Genomic DNA, 18,421 nt, shown 5'->3' on the forward strand with positions numbered 1-18,421 from the left:
GCTGCTAGGCGCAGCGCGCGGCCAATAGCTCGTGCTATTGGCAAGCGGTGCAACAACGCAGACCGCCCGGCAAGACACTTGCCCGAAGGGTTGGAGTGAAATCGGGCGATTGGACGCCCCGGCTGCTTGCATGGGCATGAGCCCATGCAGCGCATCCGAAGCATCCACTCATCCCGATTGCACTCCAATTCAATCTCCAAAAAGACTTGGAACAGGTTCTCAGGACAGACGCGTCACGCCGGGCAGTTCGCAAGCGTAGATGGCATTGCGCAAGGCAGCAATGGCTTCATAGCGCGTAAAGCTGCGGCGCCAGGCCAGCACCACACGGCGCATGGGCGGTGGGCTGCCGTCTTTTTCCTGGATGGGCAGGTAGCGGATGTAGCTCTCATCACTCTTGCGACGGCGTGCCGTGACGGCCAGCGCATCGCGCGGCACGGAAAGCCTGGGCACCAGCGTGACGCCCATGCCTGCAGCCACCATGTGCTTGATGGTCTCCAGCGACGAGCCCTCGAACGACTTGCGGATGCCTTCGGCATTGGAGGCAAAGCGGGCGAACTCGGGGCATACCTCCAGCACATGGTCGCGGAAGCAGTGGCCCGCTCCCAGCAACAGCATGGTTTCGCTTTTGAGTTCTGCCGCAGTGATGGATTTGCTTTCAGCCAAGGGGTGGGTGCTGGGCACGGCTGCCATGAAAGGCTCGTCGTACAGAGGGGCCATGGCCAGCCCGGTATCGGGGAAGGGCTCTGCCAGGATGGCGCAATCGATCTCTCCGGTGCGCAGCATCTCCAGCAGCTTCACGGTGAAGTTCTCCTGCAGCATGAGTGGCATCTGCGGCGTGCGACTGATGGACTGGCGCACCAGCTCGGGCAGAAGATAGGGGCCGATGGTGTAGATCACACCCAGAGTGAGAGGCCCCGCCAATGGGTCCTTCCCGCGCTTGGCAATCTCTTTGATGGCGGCGGCCTGCTCCAGCACGCTCTGCGCCTGCCGCACGATTTCCTCACCCAGCGGCGTGACCGTGACTTCGCCCGCGCTGCGCTCGAACAGCTTTACATCCAGTTCTTCTTCCAGCTTCTTGATGGCTACCGACAAAGTGGGCTGCGAGACATAGCAGGCATCGGCCGCATGGCCAAAGTGCTTTTCGCGGGCCACGGCGACGATGTATTTGAGTTCGGTGAGGGTCATGGTGCGTCACGCCTTGAGATAGTCGGATTTTCCACCCAACCAGCGGGTAATGTGTCGGGCGGCCAGTTCAGGGTGGCGGTCAAGCATCAGGGGAGCCATCTCCCGGGCCCATTCCAGCAGATGGGTGTCGGTGGCCAGATCGGCAAAGCGCAGCAGCGCATCGCCCGACTGGCGAGCCCCCAGGAACTCGCCCGGGCCGCGGATTTCCAGGTCGCGCCGGGCAATTTCAAAGCCGTCATTGGTTTCGGCCATGGCGCGCAGGCGCTCCTTGGCGGTCTCGCCCACGCGGCCGCTTTCGTTGGTGGAGTACAGCAGCACACAGGCCGATGCCGCCGCCCCCCGCCCCACGCGGCCACGCAGCTGGTGCAACTGCGACAGGCCAAAACGCTCGGCGTGCTCAATGACCATGAGTGAAGCGTTGGGCACATCCACGCCCACCTCGATGACGGTGGTGCTGACCAGCACGCCCATCTGCCCGCTGGAGAAGAGCTGCATCACCGCCTTTTTCTCCGCCGCTGGCATGCGCGAATGCAGCAGGCCCACCATCACACCGGGCAAGGCTTCGCTCAGGTCGGCGTGGGTGGCCGTGGCGTTGCTCAGGTCCAGTGCCTCGCTCTCCTCAATCAGCGGGCACACCCAGTACACCTGCCGCCCGGCAGCCACCTGCGCGCCAATGCGTTCGATGACCTCGTCCTTGCGGCTGTCGGCGATCAGCTTGGTCACGATGGGCGTGCGCCCCGGCGGCAGCTCGTCAATCACCGAGACATCGAGGTCGGCGTAGTAGCTCATGGCCAGGGTGCGTGGAATGGGCGTGGCGCTCATCATGAGCATGTGCGGCTCCATGCCCTGATGGGCCAGCTTGCGGCGCAATTCCAGCCGCTGGGCCACGCCAAAGCGGTGCTGCTCGTCGATGATGGCGAGCGCCAGGTTCTTGAACTGCACCTGCTCCTGGATGACTGCATGGGTGCCCACCACCAGGGCCGCCTCGCCACTGGCAATCAGCTCCAGCATGGCCGCGCGGTCCTTCTTTTTCTGCCCGCCCACCAGCCAGGCGACCTTGCGGCCGCGCTGGGCCAGCAGGGGCTCCAGCCAGCCAATCATCTTGGCGAAGTGCTGCTCGGCCAGGATTTCGGTGGGGGCCATCAGCGCGCACTGCCAGCCTGCATCCATGGCCACACAGGCAGCCAGGGCCGACACCACGGTTTTGCCCGACCCCACATCGCCCTGCAGCAGGCGGTGCATGGGCACGCGGCGGGCCAGGTCGGCGGCAATTTCTTCTCCCACCCGGCGCTGGGCCGCTGTCAGGTCAAACGGTAGGGTCGCCAGCAGCTGTTCGTGCAAGGGCAGCGCCCCATCGCCGCCCCGCTGCGGGCGCAGCACGGGGGCGCGCAACCGGTCGCGTTCACGCCGCGACTGGTATTGGGACAGCTGCTGCGCCAGCAACTCCTCCGCTTTCAGGCACTGCCATGCGGGGTGGCTGTGGTCCTCCAGTGTGGACAGCGCGACATCGGGCGTGGGGTGGTGCAAAAAAGTGAGCGCCTCGCGCAGATTCCACGAGCGCTGCAGGCCATTTTGATCTCTGTAAATGGCATACGGCGGCGCTGCGCCCGGCGGCAGAGTATCCGTCAGGTCCACCCGCGCCAAGGCGCTGACGACGGCCCGGCGCAGGTAAGGCTGGGGCAATCCCGCCGTAGTGGGGTAAACCGGTGTGAGGGCCGCGGGCAACTCACCACCAGCCTGCCGAAACGCGGGATGCATCATCTGCCGCCCCCAGAAGCCCCCTTTGACCTCCCCGCGAATGCGCAGCCGGTTGCCCACGGCCAGGGTCTTCTGGTGGGAGGGGTAGAAGCTGAAAAACCGCAGCTCACAACTGCCCGTGTCATCTTCCACCTGCACCAGCAACTGGCGGCGGGGGCGCAACTGCACCTCACACGCCGTCACCGTGGCCTCGATCTGCACGGTCTGACCGTCCCGGGCGTTTGCAAGCGGAGTGATACGCGTTTCATCCTCGTAACGCAGGGGCAGATGCAAAGCCAGATCAATGTCGCGGCGCAAGCCGAGTTTCTGAAGCGCTTTTTGCGCAGGACTCTGGGTTGCGGGCGAAGACGCCTTCGCAGATTCAGGGCTTTTCGGCAAGGGAAAATATCGTGAGCAAACTATGGTCTAAAAAGGCTAACATGGTTAGTGTTTGTGAGTCCGCGCTTTGCGTGGGCTTGTGTCGAGAATAGTTGTCATGCTCAAGCGAATCAGTACCGAACACCTTACCCTGGGCATGTACCTGCACGAATTTTGCGGCTCGTGGATGGACCATCCCTTCTGGCGGGCCAAATTCGTCCTGAAAGACCCCAAGGATCTGGAGCGGATCAAGTCCACCGCCATTCACGAGGTATGGATTGACACATCCAAGGGACTGGATGTGGCCGTGGGGGTCTCGTCTGTCTCCCGCGAAGAGGCGGATTCCCAGATCGACTCCGACTTCGCCCTGCTGGAGGACATGCCGCCACTGGTGATCGAGATGCCTCCTCCACCCCCGCCGCCCCCGCCTGCGCCGCGGGGTCGTGCACCAGCCAGCTTCCAGAACGAGCTGAAAGTGGCGGCCTCCATCTGCAACGAATCCAAGCGCGCCGTGGTCTCCATGTTCAACGAAGCGCGCCTGGGCAAGGCTGTGGATTCAGCCAACGCCCAAAGCCTGGTGGAGGAGATCTCGGATTCCGTCACACGCAATCCGGGTGCCCTCATCAGCCTGGCACGCCTGAAAACGGCGGACGACTACACATACATGCATTCGGTCGCCGTGTGCGCCATGATGGTGGCCTTGGCCAAGCAGATCGGGCTGAGTGAAGAACACACACGCAGCGCAGGCATGGCCGGGCTGCTGCACGACTTGGGCAAAGCCGCCATTCCGCTGGCGGTGCTGAACAAGCCGGGCAAGCTCACCGACGCAGAGTTTGTGGTGATCCAGAGCCACCCTGTAGAGGGCTACAACATGCTCAAGGAAGGCGGCAGCGTGGAAGGCTCCGTGATGGACGCCTGCCTGCACCACCACGAAAAAATGGACGGCACCGGCTACCCGGACAAGCTCAAGGGCGAAGAGATCAGCCTCATCGCCCGCATGACTGCCATCTGTGATGTGTACGACGCCATCACCTCCGACCGCCCCTACAAGCGCGGCTGGGACCCGTCCGAATCGCTGCGGCGCATGGCCGAGTGGACCAAGGGCCACTTCGATCCCCGCCTCTTTCAGGCATTCGTCAAAAGCATTGGCATCTATCCGGTGGGCTCGCTGGTGCGCCTCACCTCAGGACGCATCGGTGTGGTGACAGAACAAGGCGGCCAGACGCTGACCACGCCCAAGGTCAAGGTGTTCTTCTCTACCAAGTCCGACCTGCGCATTCCGCCCGAGGTTGTGGACCTGGCCGAACCCGGCTGCACCGAAAAAATCGTGGCCCGCGAGGACCCCGACAAGTGGCGCTTTCCAGACCTCAACGAACTTTGGTCCGGCCTCTCGGAGCGGCCCTGGTAATCCGCAGCCGTTGACCACGGCGGGTGACCGCTGACCTTTGTGCCCTGCGGGGTGCCGCTCGCATGACTGCATTTCTGACGCTCACCCCCAATCCTGCACTCGACATAGCCACCCGTACCGAACGGGTGGAGCCCACGCACAAACTGCGCTGCGATACCGTGCAGCGGTTTCCCGGTGGAGGTGGGGTCAACGTGGCGCGGGTGTTGCACCGGCTGGGTGCAGACGTGCAGGCCTGGGCAGCGACCGGCGGCCCTGCAGGTGCGCAATTGGTGGCTTTACTGCAAGCAGAGGGTGTTCCCACCCAGGCCTACCCCGTGCATGGAGACACCCGGGAAAACATTGCGGTGCTGGAGACTGAGACGGGTCGCGAATTCCGTTTTGTGCTGCCTGGCCCCACCTGGACACATGACGAATGGACTACGGCATTGACCCAACTGGGTCAGCACCTGCGCGAAGCACGGTCTGGCCTGCGCTGGCTGGTAGGCAGCGGCAGCCTGCCGCCTGGGGTGCCGGATGATTTCTACGCGCAGGCCGCCACCATCGCCCGCCAGCATGGCGTGGGCATGGCACTGGACACTTCGGGAAAAGCCCTTGCGGCCGCACTCCGCACGGGGGTGCAGGTGGTCAAACCCAGCCTGCGCGAGTTGCGCGAACTGCTGCAGCAACCCCTGGAAGACATCACGGCCGCCTGCACTGCAGCGCGCTCGCTGGTCCTCCATGGGCAGGCTGAGACCGTGGCCCTGTCGATGGGAGAGCAAGGTGCCGTGCTGGCCACCCGCCTGGGTGCCTGGCATGCCCCGGCGCTGCAGGTGCCTGCAAGCACAGGCACCACGGGAGCCGGGGACTGCTTTCTGGCCACTTTGCTGTGGGCGCTGGACTCTGGCCAACCTGCGCCAGAAGCATTGCGCTGGGGTGTGGCCGCAGGGGCTGCTGCGCTGCTGGCCCCTGGCACCACGCTGGCGCAGGCCGAAGACATCCATCGCCTGCATGCGTCCGCGCCGGTGCCAACCCTCATCATCACTGCCGGCTGAATCGCGCGCCCTGCACAGGTTGAAGGCAAAACACCCCACCCAGACTTCCTCGTCAGGGGCATGTCACAATCGCGCCCCTTGTTTCACCCTTGGTACGGGCCCGTTCAGCCCTCAAGCACATGACTGTTTCCTCCCCCTCTCCCAGCGCCAGCCGCACCTACACCCTCAGCGACTTTGACTTTGCGCTGCCCCCTGAACTGATCGCACAGCATCCCGCCGCAGAACGCAGCGCATCGCGCCTGCTGGACGGCCGGGCCATGCAACCGATAGACCGCATCTTCCGGGAGTTACCCGGACTGCTGCGAGCGGGCGATCTGCTGGTCTTCAACGACACCCGCGTGGTCAAGGCCCGCATCTTTGGCGAAAAGGCCAGCGGCGGAAAGCTGGAACTGCTGATTGAGCGGGTACTGCCCGCAGAAGCCGGGAACCCCGGCAACGAAGTCGTGGCCCATATGAAGGTCAGCAAAAAGCCCCTGCCGGGCAGCACCGTGCACATGGCCGGTGGCCGCCATGCTGGCGGCTTTGATGCCACGCTGCTGGGCCGCTGGCCCACGGAAGATGGCCCACTGTTCCGGTTTGCGCTGCACGGTCCCCGCGGCGAATCCCCGTGGGAACTGATGGAGCAGCACGGCCACCTGCCCCTGCCCCCCTACATCGAGCGCCAGCAAAACGCAGAACACGACCCCGACGAAGCCGAAGACAGCCAGCGCTATCAAACCGTGTTTGCACGCGCGCCCGGTGCCGTGGCCGCTCCCACTGCCGCCCTGCACTTTGATGAGACGGTGCTGCAAGGCCTGAGCGCCCAGGGCATCGAGCGCGCCAACGTCACACTGCACGTAGGCGCGGGCACCTTCCAGCCCTGCAAGACCGAAAACCTGGCAGAGCACCAGATGCATAGCGAGTGGTATGAAATACCGCTCGCCACCTTGGCCGCACTGGAGCGCTGCCGCCAGCGCGGCGGGCGGGTGGTGGCGGTGGGCACCACCACCGTGCGCACACTGGAATCCTGGGCACGCACAGGGCAGGCCACCGGAGACACCAATATCTTCATCACCCCGGGCTTTGAGTTCGCCGTGGTGGATGTGCTCATCACCAATTTCCACCTGCCCAAGAGCACGCTGATGATGCTGGTGAGCGCCTTCGCGGGATATGCCCACATCATGGGGCTGTACCGACACGCCATCGCCGAGGGATACCGCTTCTTCAGCTACGGCGACGCCATGCTGCTAGAGCGCGCACGCCCCGCCCCCTGAAGGGGGCGCAAATCCACGGCAAAAGCAGCAAAACGTCACACCTGCTTACCAATGGATGCAGGGTAGAGGTCTGCGCGGCATGACCCCGCCCTACACTCGTTACAAATGACCGCAAGCCCAGCTTGCACGCAGCGCGCCCCCTGAAGGGCTGCGCGCTGCCATGTCCTTGTTTCGAGAAAAGTTCATGAGAAAAGCACTGTCCCTCCACCCCGTTGCCCTCTCCTGCGTTCTGCTGCTTGGCGGTTGCGCCGCGGCTCCTGCCGACAGGAACACCAAGGCGGCTTCAGGTAGCACCCAGACGGCATCACAGTCGCCCGACACCGCAACCGAAGTCGGTCGTGCCATCACATCGCCTTTGTCAGACCTGAACCTGGTCAAGGCAGACATTCCCCCGCTGCTCGCCGCCGCCCGGCAGGCCCCCTACGCTCTGCCCGCCGATCGCAGCTGCCCTGCACTGGCTGAACAGGTTCAGGCGCTGGATGCCGTATTGGGCGCAGACTTGGACACACCATCCACCGATGCCAACCCCAGCCTGATAGAGCGCGGGGCAGGTGCTGCAAAGAAGGGTGCCATCGGGGCCGTCAGAGGTGCTGCAGAAGGCGTGGTGCCCATGCGCAGCTGGGTGCGCAAGCTCACCGGCGCAGAAAAGTACAGCCGCGAGGTCGAGGCCTCCATCACGGCAGGCACCATCCGGCGCAGTTACCTCAAAGGGTTAGGTCAGGCTGCGGGGTGCGAGACGCCTGCGGCACCGCGGCAACAAGTCGCGGAGTAAGGCGAGCCGGAGTAGGGCAGGGCTCAGTGCCCCCGGGGCCCGGGGCAGAGGTATGGTGCATTCACAACACTTCAAGCCCCGGGACAGGGTTTGTGCACTAGGCTTTTAGAATCCAGCATCAACCAACTCAGAAGCACAGCCCGTGGAATGGGCTGTGCTTCATTTTGCCTGTTGCGCACGGACCTTTTGCGGCTTGAGCTGCCTATGCCAATGGGACTAAGTCAATCTGAGTTGACCCGACACTTTTAAAGCTGATCTATGCCACGCAAGCATCGCCCATCACGCACTTCCTTGCTATTGCTGTCATTGATTGCACCTTTTTGTGTGCAACCAGCGCACGCCCAAGGCGCGGTCACACTCCAGCCTGACGGAAGTTTGCTGTATTCAGGCGATTCTGCCCGCTTCTCTATTGGTTACGCCAAGGGTGGCAAGTTCCAGGGAGAACTTTCCAGCGTGTTGTATGAACAGGCAGACAGCACTTGGCTTGGCGAAGGCTGGGTGGCCCAGTCTTCAGGAGGCCTCAAGCTCAGCTATCACCGGCTGCAAGGCGCTACGGTCCACAAGTACTTCCTGGCCCATGACCAGAACCAGACCCGCGACCGAAAAATCACGCTGGGATATGGCCGCGAAGAAAGCGACTGGTTTGGTAATCTGAACCTGAGCAGGGCCACCACAGGACGCCGACTTATGGGTACGACGTCGAGCACGACGACACAGGAAGAAGCAGGAGTCGCGGATGGGCGCCCTTATATCGACAGCATCACCCGCACGCTGAACACCCGGTTTTACGAAAAAGCCTATGACTACGGCGTGGGAGTTCGAGCTGGTCGCACCTTTGACAACCGCCAGGTCCGCATCACTGCGGGGTACGACTACGAATGGGGCCGCAGCAATGCCCATCAGCACACGGTATCGCTGATGGCGGAAAAGGCGTTTGCGGGAACCCCTCACAGCGTCGCACTGCAGGTGGATCGCATCTTCAAAAGCGGAGACCTGGACACCACCCGCAATGAAACCCGAGCGATGGTGGTGTACCGCTATGCCCTGGGGGGCAACAACAGCCAACCAGAGCGCCTGTTCCGCGTCACCCCCGTTACGACGCCCGCAGCGATACCCACCTCTGCAGAGCCGGCTGTGGCACACCAAGCACCGCAAGAGCCCGTGAAACAGTGGGTGAAAACCAAGGCCAACATGATGGCCGAGGCGTTCTTCGCGTTCAACAGCGCACGCCTGACCCCTTCAGCCAAAGCTGAGTTGGACCGCGTGGCCCAGCAGCTCAAAACCCAAGGGCACGAAGGCAACGTACTCATTATTGGTCACACCTGCGACCTGGGCAGCGACGCCGCAAACGATAAGCTTTCCTTGCAGCGCGCCACGGCCGTGCGTGACTACCTGGTTGCAGCTGGTGCGTTTGGTGCGACCGAGGCTCTGGCCGAAGGTCGCGGCAAGCGCGACCCCAAGTACCCTGCGGAGCCAGCCACCCGCGAGAAGAACCGCCGCGTGGAATTGGAGTTCTACAGCTTTGTGGACGAAGAGCAAGAGGTGGCCCCTGCACCCCCCCCTGCATCCACGACAACCGCTACTGCCGCCCCTCAGCCCCCCGCAGTCACCTACGAGCGCGAACTGGTGGACCAACCACCAGCTTGGGTTCGTCAGGCGCTGCGTACGCCAGCGCTGCACAAGCGCACAGTAGATGTGTACCGTACAAAGGAAGAGACACAGACGGAAAGCAGGACACGTACGTGGGTCAACCGAGCACCTACCGCGAACGACGATGCGTATCAAGTAGCGCAAGGAACAAGCACCAGCCTGGCCGTGCTCGCTAACGACACGGATCCAGACGAAGGCGATCAACTGACCTTGGTTTCTGTTGGACAGCCAGCCCAAGGTAGGGTCCGCCTAGAAGGGGCGCGAATAGTGTACGCCGCGCCTGCCAATTTTGTGGGGATCGACCGATTTACGTACTCCATCCGCGACCGCCAAGGTTTGACTTCGACAGCACAAGTTTCCGTCACGGTCACTGGCAACACTACGGCAAACAGAGCTCCTGTCGCTAACGATGACGCGTACCAAGTCACAGCAGGCTCAACGTTGAGCATGGCCGTATTGGCCAACGACACAGATCCAGATGCGGGTGACGTTTTAGCTATTGCGTCCGTAGGTCAGCCACTTAAAGGCTCTGTACGGATTGATGGGCAGCAAATCAGCTATACAGCACCAGCCAATTTCAACGGCACCGATCAGTTCACGTACACAGCGAAAGACCTGCAAGGTCTGACGGCATCTGCCCGCGTGACTGTGACGGTGACAGGGGGAAGCTCATCCAACAAGCCTCCGATTGCGAATGGAGATAGTTTCTGGGTTAGCGGGCGTGAGCCTGTCTTGTTGTCCGTCTTGTCCAACGACTCAGATCCTGACGGAGATACGTTAAGCATCATTAGCGTGAGCCCGCTGGTCAAAAACACAGGGACTTTAAAGATAGAGGGAACGCAAGTGCTGTACACACCCAGAGGCCCCTTCTTCAATGACTCGTTCACCTACACCATTAGCGATGGCAAAGGCGGACAAGCAACAGCCTCTGTGCAGTTGATTGATCCCTGACATGTCCAGCCAGTATTTCGGCAAATGTAGGTCACTGCATGTGACCAAAAATGGCCAAAATACGGCGACGAGATGTCTGGTCTCTGCTGAGGCTGCGGGGGCTAGTTACCGCGAGCTATCTGTGCATCCCTGAATTCCCGCGCCTTGCCGAAATGACCATTGCCAATGAAAGGCACCGGTGGCCGCAGGGCGGACAAGGGGGAGGGGTGATTGGAGGTCAGCACCAGATGCCCCCGATCCTGCGGAATGAAGGCGCGCTTGGACTGGGCATGGCTGCCCCACAGCATGAAGACCACGGGGCGGTCGCCCTCGGCGACGTGGCGGATGACCGCGTCGGTCAGTTGCTCCCATCCCTTGCCTGCATGGCTTGCGGCCTGGCCCTCTTCTACCGTGAGGCAGGTGTTGAGCAGCAGCACCCCGCTCGTAGCCCATTTCACCAGGCTGCCGCCGGGGTTCGGAAAGGGCGGAAAAGGCACGCCCAGATCGCGCTGCATTTCCTTGAAGATGTTTTGCAGCGAGGGCGGCAGGCGCACGCCCGGCGCGACTGAAAACGCCAGTCCTTCGGCCTGCCCACGCCCGTGGTACGGGTCCTGCCCGAGGATCACCACACGCACGGCTTCGGGCGGTGTCAGCTCCAGCGCCCGCAGCGGACGCGGAGGGAAGATGCTGGCACCCGCATCGATGCGGGCTTGCAGAAAGGCCAGCAGCTTCTGACCGATAGATCCGGCGAAGAATTCATCCACCAGCGGTTGCCAGCCAGCAGCGACAGGCCAATGGGCGGGATTGGCATCCTGCAGCTGGGTGGGATCTGCGCCCTGGGCGTTGAAACTCATAGTCAAATCTGCCTCCAGCGCTTTTCAATCAAGCGCAAGCAGCTATCAATTAAATAGCAAAATCAGGACCGAAAGAGTTTGGCCAGCGCCAGCCCCGGGTCATCAGCCCGCATGAAAGCCTCACCCACCAGGAAAGCATGTACGCCAGCGTCGCGCATGGTCTTCACATCGGCAGGGGTCAGGATGCCTGACTCGGTCACCAGCAGGCGGTCTTGCGGCACGTCTTTGAGCATGCCCAGGGTCGTGTCCAGCGTGACTTCAAACGTGCGCAGGTTGCGGTTGTTGATGCCGACCAGCGGCGTCTTGAGCTTCAGTGCGCGCTCCAGCTCGGGGCGGTCGTGCACCTCCACCAGTACCGCCATGTCCAGGCTGCGGGCAATGGCTTCAAAGTCAGCCATCTGCACATCATCCAGGCAGGCCGCAATCAGCAAGATGGCGTCCGCCCCCATGGCCCGGGCTTCGTAGACCTGGTACGGGTCCACCAGAAAGTCCTTGCGCAGTACGGGCAGCTGGCAGCTGGCGCGCGCCTGCTTGAGGTAGTCCACACCGCCCTGGAAGAACTGCTTGTCCGTCAGCACCGACAGGCAGGCCGCACTCACCTTGCCATCCCCATCGGCATAGCTCTGGGCAATGTCTGCAGGAATGAAGTCGGCGCGCAACACGCCCTTGCTGGGGCTGGCCTTCTTGATCTCGGCAATCACCGCCGCCTGCCCCTTGGCGATCTTGGCGCGCAGCGCGCCTTCAAAGTCCCGCGTGAGCACGCGGCTCTCAGCATCGGCACGAATCACGTCAAATGGCAGGCGCTTTTTGGCAGCCGCCACTTCTTCGTGTTTGACGGCGACGATTTTGTTCAGGATGTCACTCATGGTTTGCAGCCTTCTTGTCGGGGTCTTCCGATCCCTGTTTGAGTATTTTGGTGAAGACGCGGAGCATGACCACGCCCGCCACGATGAACAGCGCCGAGACGCCCAAGGCAATCCAGGTACCGGGGTCGCGCCACATGGCTGCCTCAGCCCGCCGGCGCGTGCGTGCGGGTGACCAGCGCCTCCAGCTTGGCCTTGGCGGCACCGCTGGCGATGGCTGCCCGGGCCTGGGCAATCCCTTCCTGGATCGACGCAACCACATTGCCTGCGTACAAGGCTGCACCTGCGTTCAGGCACACGATATCGTGCGCAGGCCCCGGGGTACCTGCCAGCACATCCAGCAGCATCTGGCGTGACTGTTCTGGGGTCTCCACCTTGAGCGCGCGGTTGCTCACCATGGGCAGGCCAAAGTCTTCGGGGTGGATTTCGTATTCGGTGATCTGGCCGTTTTTCAGCTCACCCACCAGGGTGGATGCGCCCAGACTCACCTCATCCATGCCATCGCGACCATAGACCACCACGGCATGTTCGGCCCCCAGGCGCTGCAGGGCACGCACCTGGATACCGACCAGATCCGGGTGGAACACCCCCATGAGGATGTTCGGGGCCCCTGCCGGGTTGGTGAGCGGACCCAGGATGTTGAAGATGGTGCGCACGCCCAGTTCCTTGCGCACCGGGGCCACGTTCTTCATGGCCGGGTGGTGGTTGGGCGCAAACATGAAGCCAATGCCGACTTCAGCAATGCACTGCGCGATCTGCTCGGGCTTGAGGTTGATGTGGATGCCCAGCGCTTCCATCACATCGGCACTGCCGCTTTTGCTGGAGACGCTGCGCCCACCGTGCTTGCTGACCTTGGCCCCAGCCGCTGCTGCCACAAACATGGAGCAGGTGGAGATGTTGAAGGTGTTGGCTCCGTCACCACCCGTGCCCACAATGTCCACCATGTGCGTGGTGTCCTTGACGTGAACCTTGGTGCTGAACTCCCGCATCACCTGGGCAGCGGCAGTGATCTCGCCAATGGTTTCCTTCTTCACGCGCAGGCCGGTGACGATGGCCGCTGTCATGACCGGCGAGAGCTCGCCACTCATGATGAGCCGCATCAGGTGCAGCATCTCGTCGTGGAAGATTTCGCGATGCTCAATGGTGCGCTGCAGCGCTTCCTGGGGGGTAATAGGCATGAAATATCTCCCGGCGTTTTAAGCTGAGGGTTGGTCTGTGAGGGCCAGCTTGAGCCCGAAGCCAATGAACATGGCACCTGCCACGCGGTCCAGCCAGTGCATGCTGCGCTGGATAGCCGTGGCGCGGCGCGCCATCCACGATGCAGCCAGCGCCCAGCCTACGTTGACCGGGATGGCATTCACGTTGAACAGCACACCCAGCAGCACAAAGGCCAGCGCCTTGTTGTCGGTGCCTGGAGCGATGAACTGCGGCACAAAGGCCAGGAAGAAGATGGCCACCTTGGGGTTGAGCACATTGGTCCAGAAGCCACCGAGGAACACCTTGGAGAGCGGCATGTGCTGGGCAGGGGCCGCTTGCGCCGCCGCCAGAGCGGAGCTGTTGCCACCGTCAGCGGAAGGTTTGGCCAGCAGCATGCGCCCCCCCATCCACATCAGATACGCAGCACCGATCCACTTGAGCACGGTAAACGCGGTGGCGGATGCCGCCAGCAATGCGCCCACGCCCACGGCGGCCGCAAAGATGTGCACGAAGCAACCGGCCGTAATGCCCAACCCCGCCACGATGCCTGCGCGGGTGCCTGAGCGCAGCGCGTTGGTCACGATGTAGAGCACATCGGGGCCAGGGGTCAGGTTCAGCAGCCAGCCTGCGGCGATGAACATCACCAGTTGGTGGCTGTCGATGATCATGTGCGTTGCTCCAGAAAGTTCTTGAGCATGGCGTGGCCGTGTTCGGTGAGGATGCTTTCAGGATGGAACTGCACGCCTTCAATCGGCAGTGTCTTGTGGCGCACGCCCATGATTTCGCCATCTTCCGTCCAGGCTGTTACCTCCAGCACGTCGGGGCAGGTGGCGCGCTCGATGGCGAGCGAGTGGTAGCGGTTGACGGTGAACTTCTCGGGCAGCCCGGCAAACACACCCTTTTGCGTGGTGGTGATGACGCTGGTCTTGCCATGCATCAGCTCCTGTGCGCGGATGATGTTGCCGCCAAAGGCTGCGCCGATGCTCTGGTGCCCCAGGCACACACCCAGAATGGGCAGCTTGCCCGCAAAGTGCCGGATCGCAGCCACCGAGATGCCCGCCTCGGCCGGCGAGCAAGGGCCGGGCGAGATGACCAGCCGATCCAGCTGGCCCGCGTTCAGCCGCGCCTCGATCTCGGCCACGGTGATCTCGTCGTTGCGGAACACCTCCACCTCAGCACCCAGCTCACCAAAGTACTGGACGATGTTGTAGGTGAAGCTGTCGTAGTTGTCGACCATCAAGAGTTTCATGCGGCGCTCCCGGCTGTGGCGGGTTCGCGCAGACGGGCGAACTCGCGGTGTTCATAGGCAATGCAGGCCTCCATGAGGCTGCGGTAGATGGTTTCCATGACATCGGCATCGCCGCCCTCGGCCAAGGCGCGTTCGCGTACGCGGGCCACGATGGCTTCGATGCGGGCTTCGTCGCGCACCTGCTCCACACCTTGCTTGATGCGCGCGGCCTGGGTCATGTAGCCCACGCGTTCCACCAGCAGGGGCACGAGTACGTCGTCCAGCGCATTCACTTCGCGGCGCACGTCCTGCATGGTGGTGCAGGGTTTGACTTTGTCGATGGCCTGGGGGGTGCGGGTCGTCATTCGAGGCCCTCCTCCACCAGCTCGGCGGCGCGCAACAGCGCGCGAGCCTTGTGCTCGGTTTCCTTCCACTCCAGCTCGGGCACCGAGTCAGCCACCACACCAGCAGCCGCCTGCACATACAGCGTGCCGTTCTTGATGATGCCCGTGCGGATGGCAATGGCCACATCCATGTCGCCCGCGTAGCTCAGGTACCCGCAGGCGCCGCCGTACAGGCCGCGCTTGGTGGGTTCCAGCTGGTCAATCAACTCCATGGCGTGCACCTTGGGCGCGCCGGTCAGCGTGCCCGCAGGGAAGGTGGCCTTGAGCACGTCCATGCTGGTCATGCCGTCGTGCAGGATGCCTTCCACGTTGCTCACGATGTGCATCACATGGCTGTAGCGCTCCACCACAAAGGCTTCCGTCACCTTCACGCTGCCCGTCTTGGCGATGCGACCGATGTCGTTGCGCGCCAGGTCGATCAGCATCACGTGCTCGGCACGTTCCTTGGGGTCGTTGATGAGTTCCACCTCGGCGGCCTTGTCTTTCTCAGGCGTCGCGCCGCGTGGGCGGGTTCCCGCCAGGGGGCGGATCGTGACCTTGGTGCCCTCTTCCGTCTTCTCCTGACGCACCAGGATTTCGGGGCTGGCGCCCACCACATGGAAGTCGCCAAAGTCGTAGAAGTACATGTACGGTGACGGGTTCAGCGAACGCAGTGCACGGTACAGAGACAGAGGACTTTCGGTGTAACGCTTGTGAATGCGCTGGCCCACCTGCACTTGCATGAAGTCGCCCGCAGCGATCAGCTCCTTGGCGCGCTCTACGGCGGCCAAGTAATCGGCCTTGGCAAAGTCGCGCTGGGCTGGATGGCTCTCGGTGGCCTTCACGACCGGCGCGCTCACCGAGTACTTGAGTTGCTCCTTCAGGTCACGCAGGCGCTTCTTGGCACGGGTGTAGGCCTCGGGCTGGGCGGGGTCGGCGTAGACGATGAGGTAGAGCTTGCCCGAGAGGTTGTCGATAACGGCCAGCTCTTCGCACTGCAGCAGCAGGATGTCAGGGCAGCCCAGGGTGTCGGGGGGGCAGGTGGATTCGAGCTTTTTCTCGATGTAGCGCACCGCGTCATAGCCAAAGTAGCCCGCCAGACCACCGCAAAAGCGCGGCAGGCCGGGCCGCAGAGCCACCTTGAAGCGCTTCTGGTACTCCGCGATGAAGTCCAGCGGATTGCCCGCAGCGGTCTCCACCACCTGGCCGTCGGTCACGACCTCGGTGCGCGCATCGGCCCCAAAGCCACTGGCGCGCAGCAGGGTGCGCGCGGGCAGGCCGATAAAGCTGTAGCGCCCGAAGCGCTCGCCACCCACCACCGATTCGAGCAGGAAGCTGTGCTTGCCGCCGTCCTTGGTGTGCGCCAGCTTCAAATAGAGCGAGAGCGGGGTTTCCAGGTCCGCAAAGGCCTCAACCATGAGCGGGATGCGGTTGTAGCCTTCGCTGGCCAGGCTCTTGAATTCAAGTTCAGTGATCACGGGGGAGGGCTCCCAACGTAGGGCAGCGCTGCAGGCCTGTGCAATCTTCTGCCAGGGGGTGTGCGCTGCGGTTCATTCAAAAGGCTTCCGCAAGGGAAGAGGGAAGCCACGAGAGGGGTGCACGCAAGGGCTGCAAGCCCCGGTGCCATCAGGCGTTCAGAAATGCAGGCTTGCGCCAGGGCCAGGCTCCCCGGTCGCTGCAACCTGTGATGAACACGTGGTGAATGAACATGGGCCAAAGTGTAGCAAAGGCGCCGACGCCCCGGACGCAAAAAGCCCATCGCAGTTTTTGGATGCCGCTTCGTACACGCATCAACCCATCGAAAACCCTGTTGCCAGAGCCATGCGCAAACGGCAACAATTTGAAACGAACGACCGTTCTTTTTTTCAGGGAGCTGTACATGAAACTGTGGGAGCGATGGGCTCTGGGTGTGTGCGCCTGCGTCTTGGCAGGCAGCGTATGGAGCCAGACCGTGACGGTGGCCGATGTGAAGTACGAGCCCACCAGCACACTGGGCGACACCCCCTTGCAACTCAATGGCGCAGGCGTGCGCTACAAGGCTGTGTTCAAGGTCTACACCGCTGGGCTGTACCTGGAGAAGAAGGCTGCTACGCCCCAGGAAGTGACGGCGCTGCGGGGCCCCAAGCGCATGAGCATCACCATGCTGCGCGAAATCGATTCCACCGAACTTGGCAAGCTGTTCTCGCGCGGCATGGAAGACAACATGGACCGCGCCGCCTTCTCCCGCGTGGCCCCGGGGGTGCTGCGCATGAGCCAGATCTTCTCTGACCACAAAAAACTGCAGGCGGGCGATCAGTTCACCATCGACTGGATTCCTGGCACAGGCACGGTCATCACCGTCAAGGGCAAGCCGCAGGGCGAGCCCTTCAAGGAGCCGGAATTCTTCAACGCCTTGATGGGCATCTGGCTGGGCAATCAGCCTGCGGATTGGAAGCTCAAGGAAGCCCTGCTGGGCAAGCCTGCCTGACTGCGTCTATACCGGGCGCGGTGCCTGGCAATGTCAGTCTCTCGGACTGGGTCAGACAAGCTCAGCCAGAGAATCCACATAACCGTTGGCGTCCACGCTCTGCACCGGCTGCCCATGGTTGTAGCCGTAGGTGACCAGTACCACCGGGCAACCTGCAGCGCGTGCAGCCTGCGCGTCATTGCTGGAATCACCCAGCATCAAGGTCCGCGCGGGGGCCGTGCCCAGGGCCTCACAGGTCTTGAGCAACGGAAGCGGATCGGGCTTCTTGCGCTCAAAGCTGTCCCCACCAAACACCTTGGCAAAGTACCCGTCCAGCCCCTTGGCCTTGAGCAGCGGCAAGGCAAACGACAAGGGTTTGTTGGTGAGGCAGGCCATGGGCCATCCCGCACGTTGCAATTTCTGCAAGCCTTCCACCACGCCGGGGTACACGGCAGAGTAACCCCCATTGATGGCCAGATAGTGGCGCTGGTAGCTCTCCCATGCGGAAGGAAATAGCGCTTCTATTTTGATAGCTGCCTGCGCTTTATCCATGGGCTGCAGCACAAAACTGAGCACGGACCGCAAGAGGTGCTCCGAACCCTTGCCCACCATGTTTTCGATCTGCGCGGCGGCAATGCCAGGCAGCTCAAGCTCCTGCAGCATGCGGTTCAGCGCCTCGTTGAAATCACCCATGGTGTCCACCATGGTTCCGTCCAGGTCCACGATCACCGCATCGAAAGCATCAGGTTGCAGGGGAAGAAGGTTCACGGCAAAGCAGCATTCAAAAACGCCCGCAAAGCGCGGGCCTGCCGACTATAAAAGCAAATGCTGGCGGTAAGCCGCGCTACCCCGGCAGCTGCCCACCGTGCCCGCCGTCGTGCCCTTCCTCGCGTCGAAAGGTTTCGCCGGTGATCGCCAGCTGGAACACTGATTCGCCCAGTCGCTCCACCGGCTCTCCAGATGCGAGGCGGTAGCGCGCACCGCCCCCATCCCAATGCAGGCCCCCCATGCCATCTTCCAGGGCCTGGGTGGCCAATTGCTCAATCACCACCACGCGCCCTGCAGCACTTCGGGCCTCGAAGCGTTCGGCCACTTCAGGCCCGGTT

18 protein-coding genes are annotated in these 18,421 nt (G+C 62.7%); 6 read left to right on the forward strand and 12 right to left on the reverse strand.

Annotated elements, in window-relative coordinates; genetic code table 11:
* Nucleotides 1-219: 219 nt before the first annotated feature.
* Together AACH87_RS19555 and recG are read right to left on the reverse strand one after the other, a co-directional pair.
* Nucleotides 220-1,185: a LysR substrate-binding domain-containing protein gene (locus tag AACH87_RS19555; RefSeq protein WP_338796225.1), complete on the reverse strand. Its 966-nt coding sequence runs from the start codon at nt 1,183-1,185 to the stop codon at nt 220-222.
* Between the two features lie 6 nt (nt 1,186-1,191).
* Nucleotides 1,192-3,321, reverse strand: coding sequence for an ATP-dependent DNA helicase RecG (gene recG, locus AACH87_RS19560; RefSeq protein ID WP_338796226.1), 2,130 nt, complete (start codon nt 3,319-3,321; stop codon nt 1,192-1,194).
* Nucleotides 3,322-3,418: 97 nt separating this feature from the next.
* Between recG and AACH87_RS19565 the strand changes: the two genes are divergently transcribed.
* The 5 genes from AACH87_RS19565 to AACH87_RS19585 all read left to right on the forward strand — a co-directional run bounded on the left by AACH87_RS19565 (nt 3,419) and on the right by AACH87_RS19585 (nt 10,365).
* The gene (locus AACH87_RS19565) at nt 3,419-4,708 is read left to right on the forward strand and encodes an HD-GYP domain-containing protein (RefSeq protein WP_338796229.1); all 1,290 of its coding nucleotides are present in this window, start codon (nt 3,419-3,421) and stop codon (nt 4,706-4,708) included.
* 62 nt (nt 4,709-4,770) lie between these two features.
* Entirely contained in the window at nt 4,771-5,739 is a 969-nt protein-coding gene (locus AACH87_RS19570; RefSeq protein WP_338796230.1) for a 1-phosphofructokinase family hexose kinase, read from the forward strand.
* A gap of 119 nt (nt 5,740-5,858) precedes the next feature.
* Entirely contained in the window at nt 5,859-6,992 is a 1,134-nt protein-coding gene (gene queA / locus AACH87_RS19575; RefSeq protein ID WP_338796231.1) for a tRNA preQ1(34) S-adenosylmethionine ribosyltransferase-isomerase QueA, read from the forward strand.
* A 184-nt stretch (nt 6,993-7,176) separates the two neighbouring features.
* On the forward strand, nt 7,177-7,764 hold the full coding sequence (locus tag AACH87_RS19580; RefSeq protein ID WP_338796232.1) for a hypothetical protein: 588 nt from the start codon (nt 7,177-7,179) through the stop codon (nt 7,762-7,764).
* Nucleotides 7,765-8,022: 258 nt separating this feature from the next.
* Nucleotides 8,023-10,365 carry an Ig-like domain-containing protein gene (locus AACH87_RS19585; RefSeq protein WP_338796233.1) on the forward strand — a complete coding sequence of 781 codons (2,343 nt, stop codon included), beginning with the start codon at nt 8,023-8,025 and terminating at the stop codon, nt 10,363-10,365.
* 101 nt (nt 10,366-10,466) lie between these two features.
* Here AACH87_RS19585 and AACH87_RS19590 read toward each other — a convergent pair whose 3' ends face one another.
* The 8 genes from AACH87_RS19590 to trpE form a co-directional block, all read right to left on the reverse strand.
* Entirely contained in the window at nt 10,467-11,198 is a 732-nt protein-coding gene (locus tag AACH87_RS19590) for a uracil-DNA glycosylase (RefSeq protein WP_338796234.1), read from the reverse strand.
* A gap of 62 nt (nt 11,199-11,260) precedes the next feature.
* Nucleotides 11,261-12,064, reverse strand: coding sequence for an indole-3-glycerol phosphate synthase TrpC (gene trpC, locus AACH87_RS19595; protein ID WP_338796235.1), 804 nt, complete (start codon nt 12,062-12,064; stop codon nt 11,261-11,263).
* Nucleotides 12,057-12,200 (reverse strand): hypothetical protein, encoded by a 144-nt coding sequence (locus AACH87_RS19600; RefSeq protein WP_338796237.1) that lies wholly within the window; start codon nt 12,198-12,200, stop codon nt 12,057-12,059. Before AACH87_RS19600 ends, trpC begins: the two co-directional genes overlap by 8 nt.
* Before the next feature lie 7 nt (nt 12,201-12,207).
* On the reverse strand, nt 12,208-13,239 hold the full coding sequence (trpD, locus tag AACH87_RS19605; RefSeq protein ID WP_338796238.1) for an anthranilate phosphoribosyltransferase: 1,032 nt from the start codon (nt 13,237-13,239) through the stop codon (nt 12,208-12,210).
* A gap of 18 nt (nt 13,240-13,257) precedes the next feature.
* Nucleotides 13,258-13,926, reverse strand: a complete 669-nt coding sequence (locus AACH87_RS19610) for a LysE family translocator (RefSeq protein WP_338796240.1) — start codon at nt 13,924-13,926, stop codon at nt 13,258-13,260.
* Nucleotides 13,923-14,507 (reverse strand): aminodeoxychorismate/anthranilate synthase component II, encoded by a 585-nt coding sequence (locus AACH87_RS19615; RefSeq protein ID WP_338796241.1) that lies wholly within the window; start codon nt 14,505-14,507, stop codon nt 13,923-13,925. The genes AACH87_RS19610 and AACH87_RS19615 overlap by 4 nt, the downstream gene beginning before the upstream one ends.
* Nucleotides 14,504-14,851: a chorismate mutase gene (locus AACH87_RS19620; RefSeq protein WP_338796242.1), complete on the reverse strand. Its 348-nt coding sequence runs from the start codon at nt 14,849-14,851 to the stop codon at nt 14,504-14,506. The genes AACH87_RS19615 and AACH87_RS19620 overlap by 4 nt, the downstream gene beginning before the upstream one ends.
* On the reverse strand, nt 14,848-16,347 hold the full coding sequence (gene trpE / locus AACH87_RS19625; RefSeq protein WP_338796243.1) for an anthranilate synthase component I: 1,500 nt from the start codon (nt 16,345-16,347) through the stop codon (nt 14,848-14,850). The genes AACH87_RS19620 and trpE overlap by 4 nt, the downstream gene beginning before the upstream one ends.
* A gap of 401 nt (nt 16,348-16,748) precedes the next feature.
* On the opposite strand from trpE, the gene AACH87_RS19630 reads away from it, so the two are divergent.
* Nucleotides 16,749-17,336 (forward strand): chalcone isomerase family protein, encoded by a 588-nt coding sequence (locus tag AACH87_RS19630; protein WP_338796244.1) that lies wholly within the window; start codon nt 16,749-16,751, stop codon nt 17,334-17,336.
* A 51-nt stretch (nt 17,337-17,387) separates the two neighbouring features.
* On the opposite strand, the gene gph is transcribed toward AACH87_RS19630, so the two are convergent.
* Together gph and AACH87_RS19640 are read right to left on the reverse strand one after the other, a co-directional pair.
* Nucleotides 17,388-18,083 carry a phosphoglycolate phosphatase gene (gene gph, locus AACH87_RS19635; RefSeq protein WP_338796245.1) on the reverse strand — a complete coding sequence of 232 codons (696 nt, stop codon included), beginning with the start codon at nt 18,081-18,083 and terminating at the stop codon, nt 17,388-17,390.
* A 76-nt stretch (nt 18,084-18,159) separates the two neighbouring features.
* Nucleotides 18,160-18,408, reverse strand: a complete 249-nt coding sequence (locus AACH87_RS19640; protein ID WP_338796246.1) for a hypothetical protein — start codon at nt 18,406-18,408, stop codon at nt 18,160-18,162.
* Nucleotides 18,409-18,421 lie beyond the last annotated feature (13 nt).

This window comes from Acidovorax sp. DW039, assembly GCF_037101375.1.
GTDB lineage: Bacteria > Pseudomonadota > Gammaproteobacteria > Burkholderiales > Burkholderiaceae_C > Acidovorax.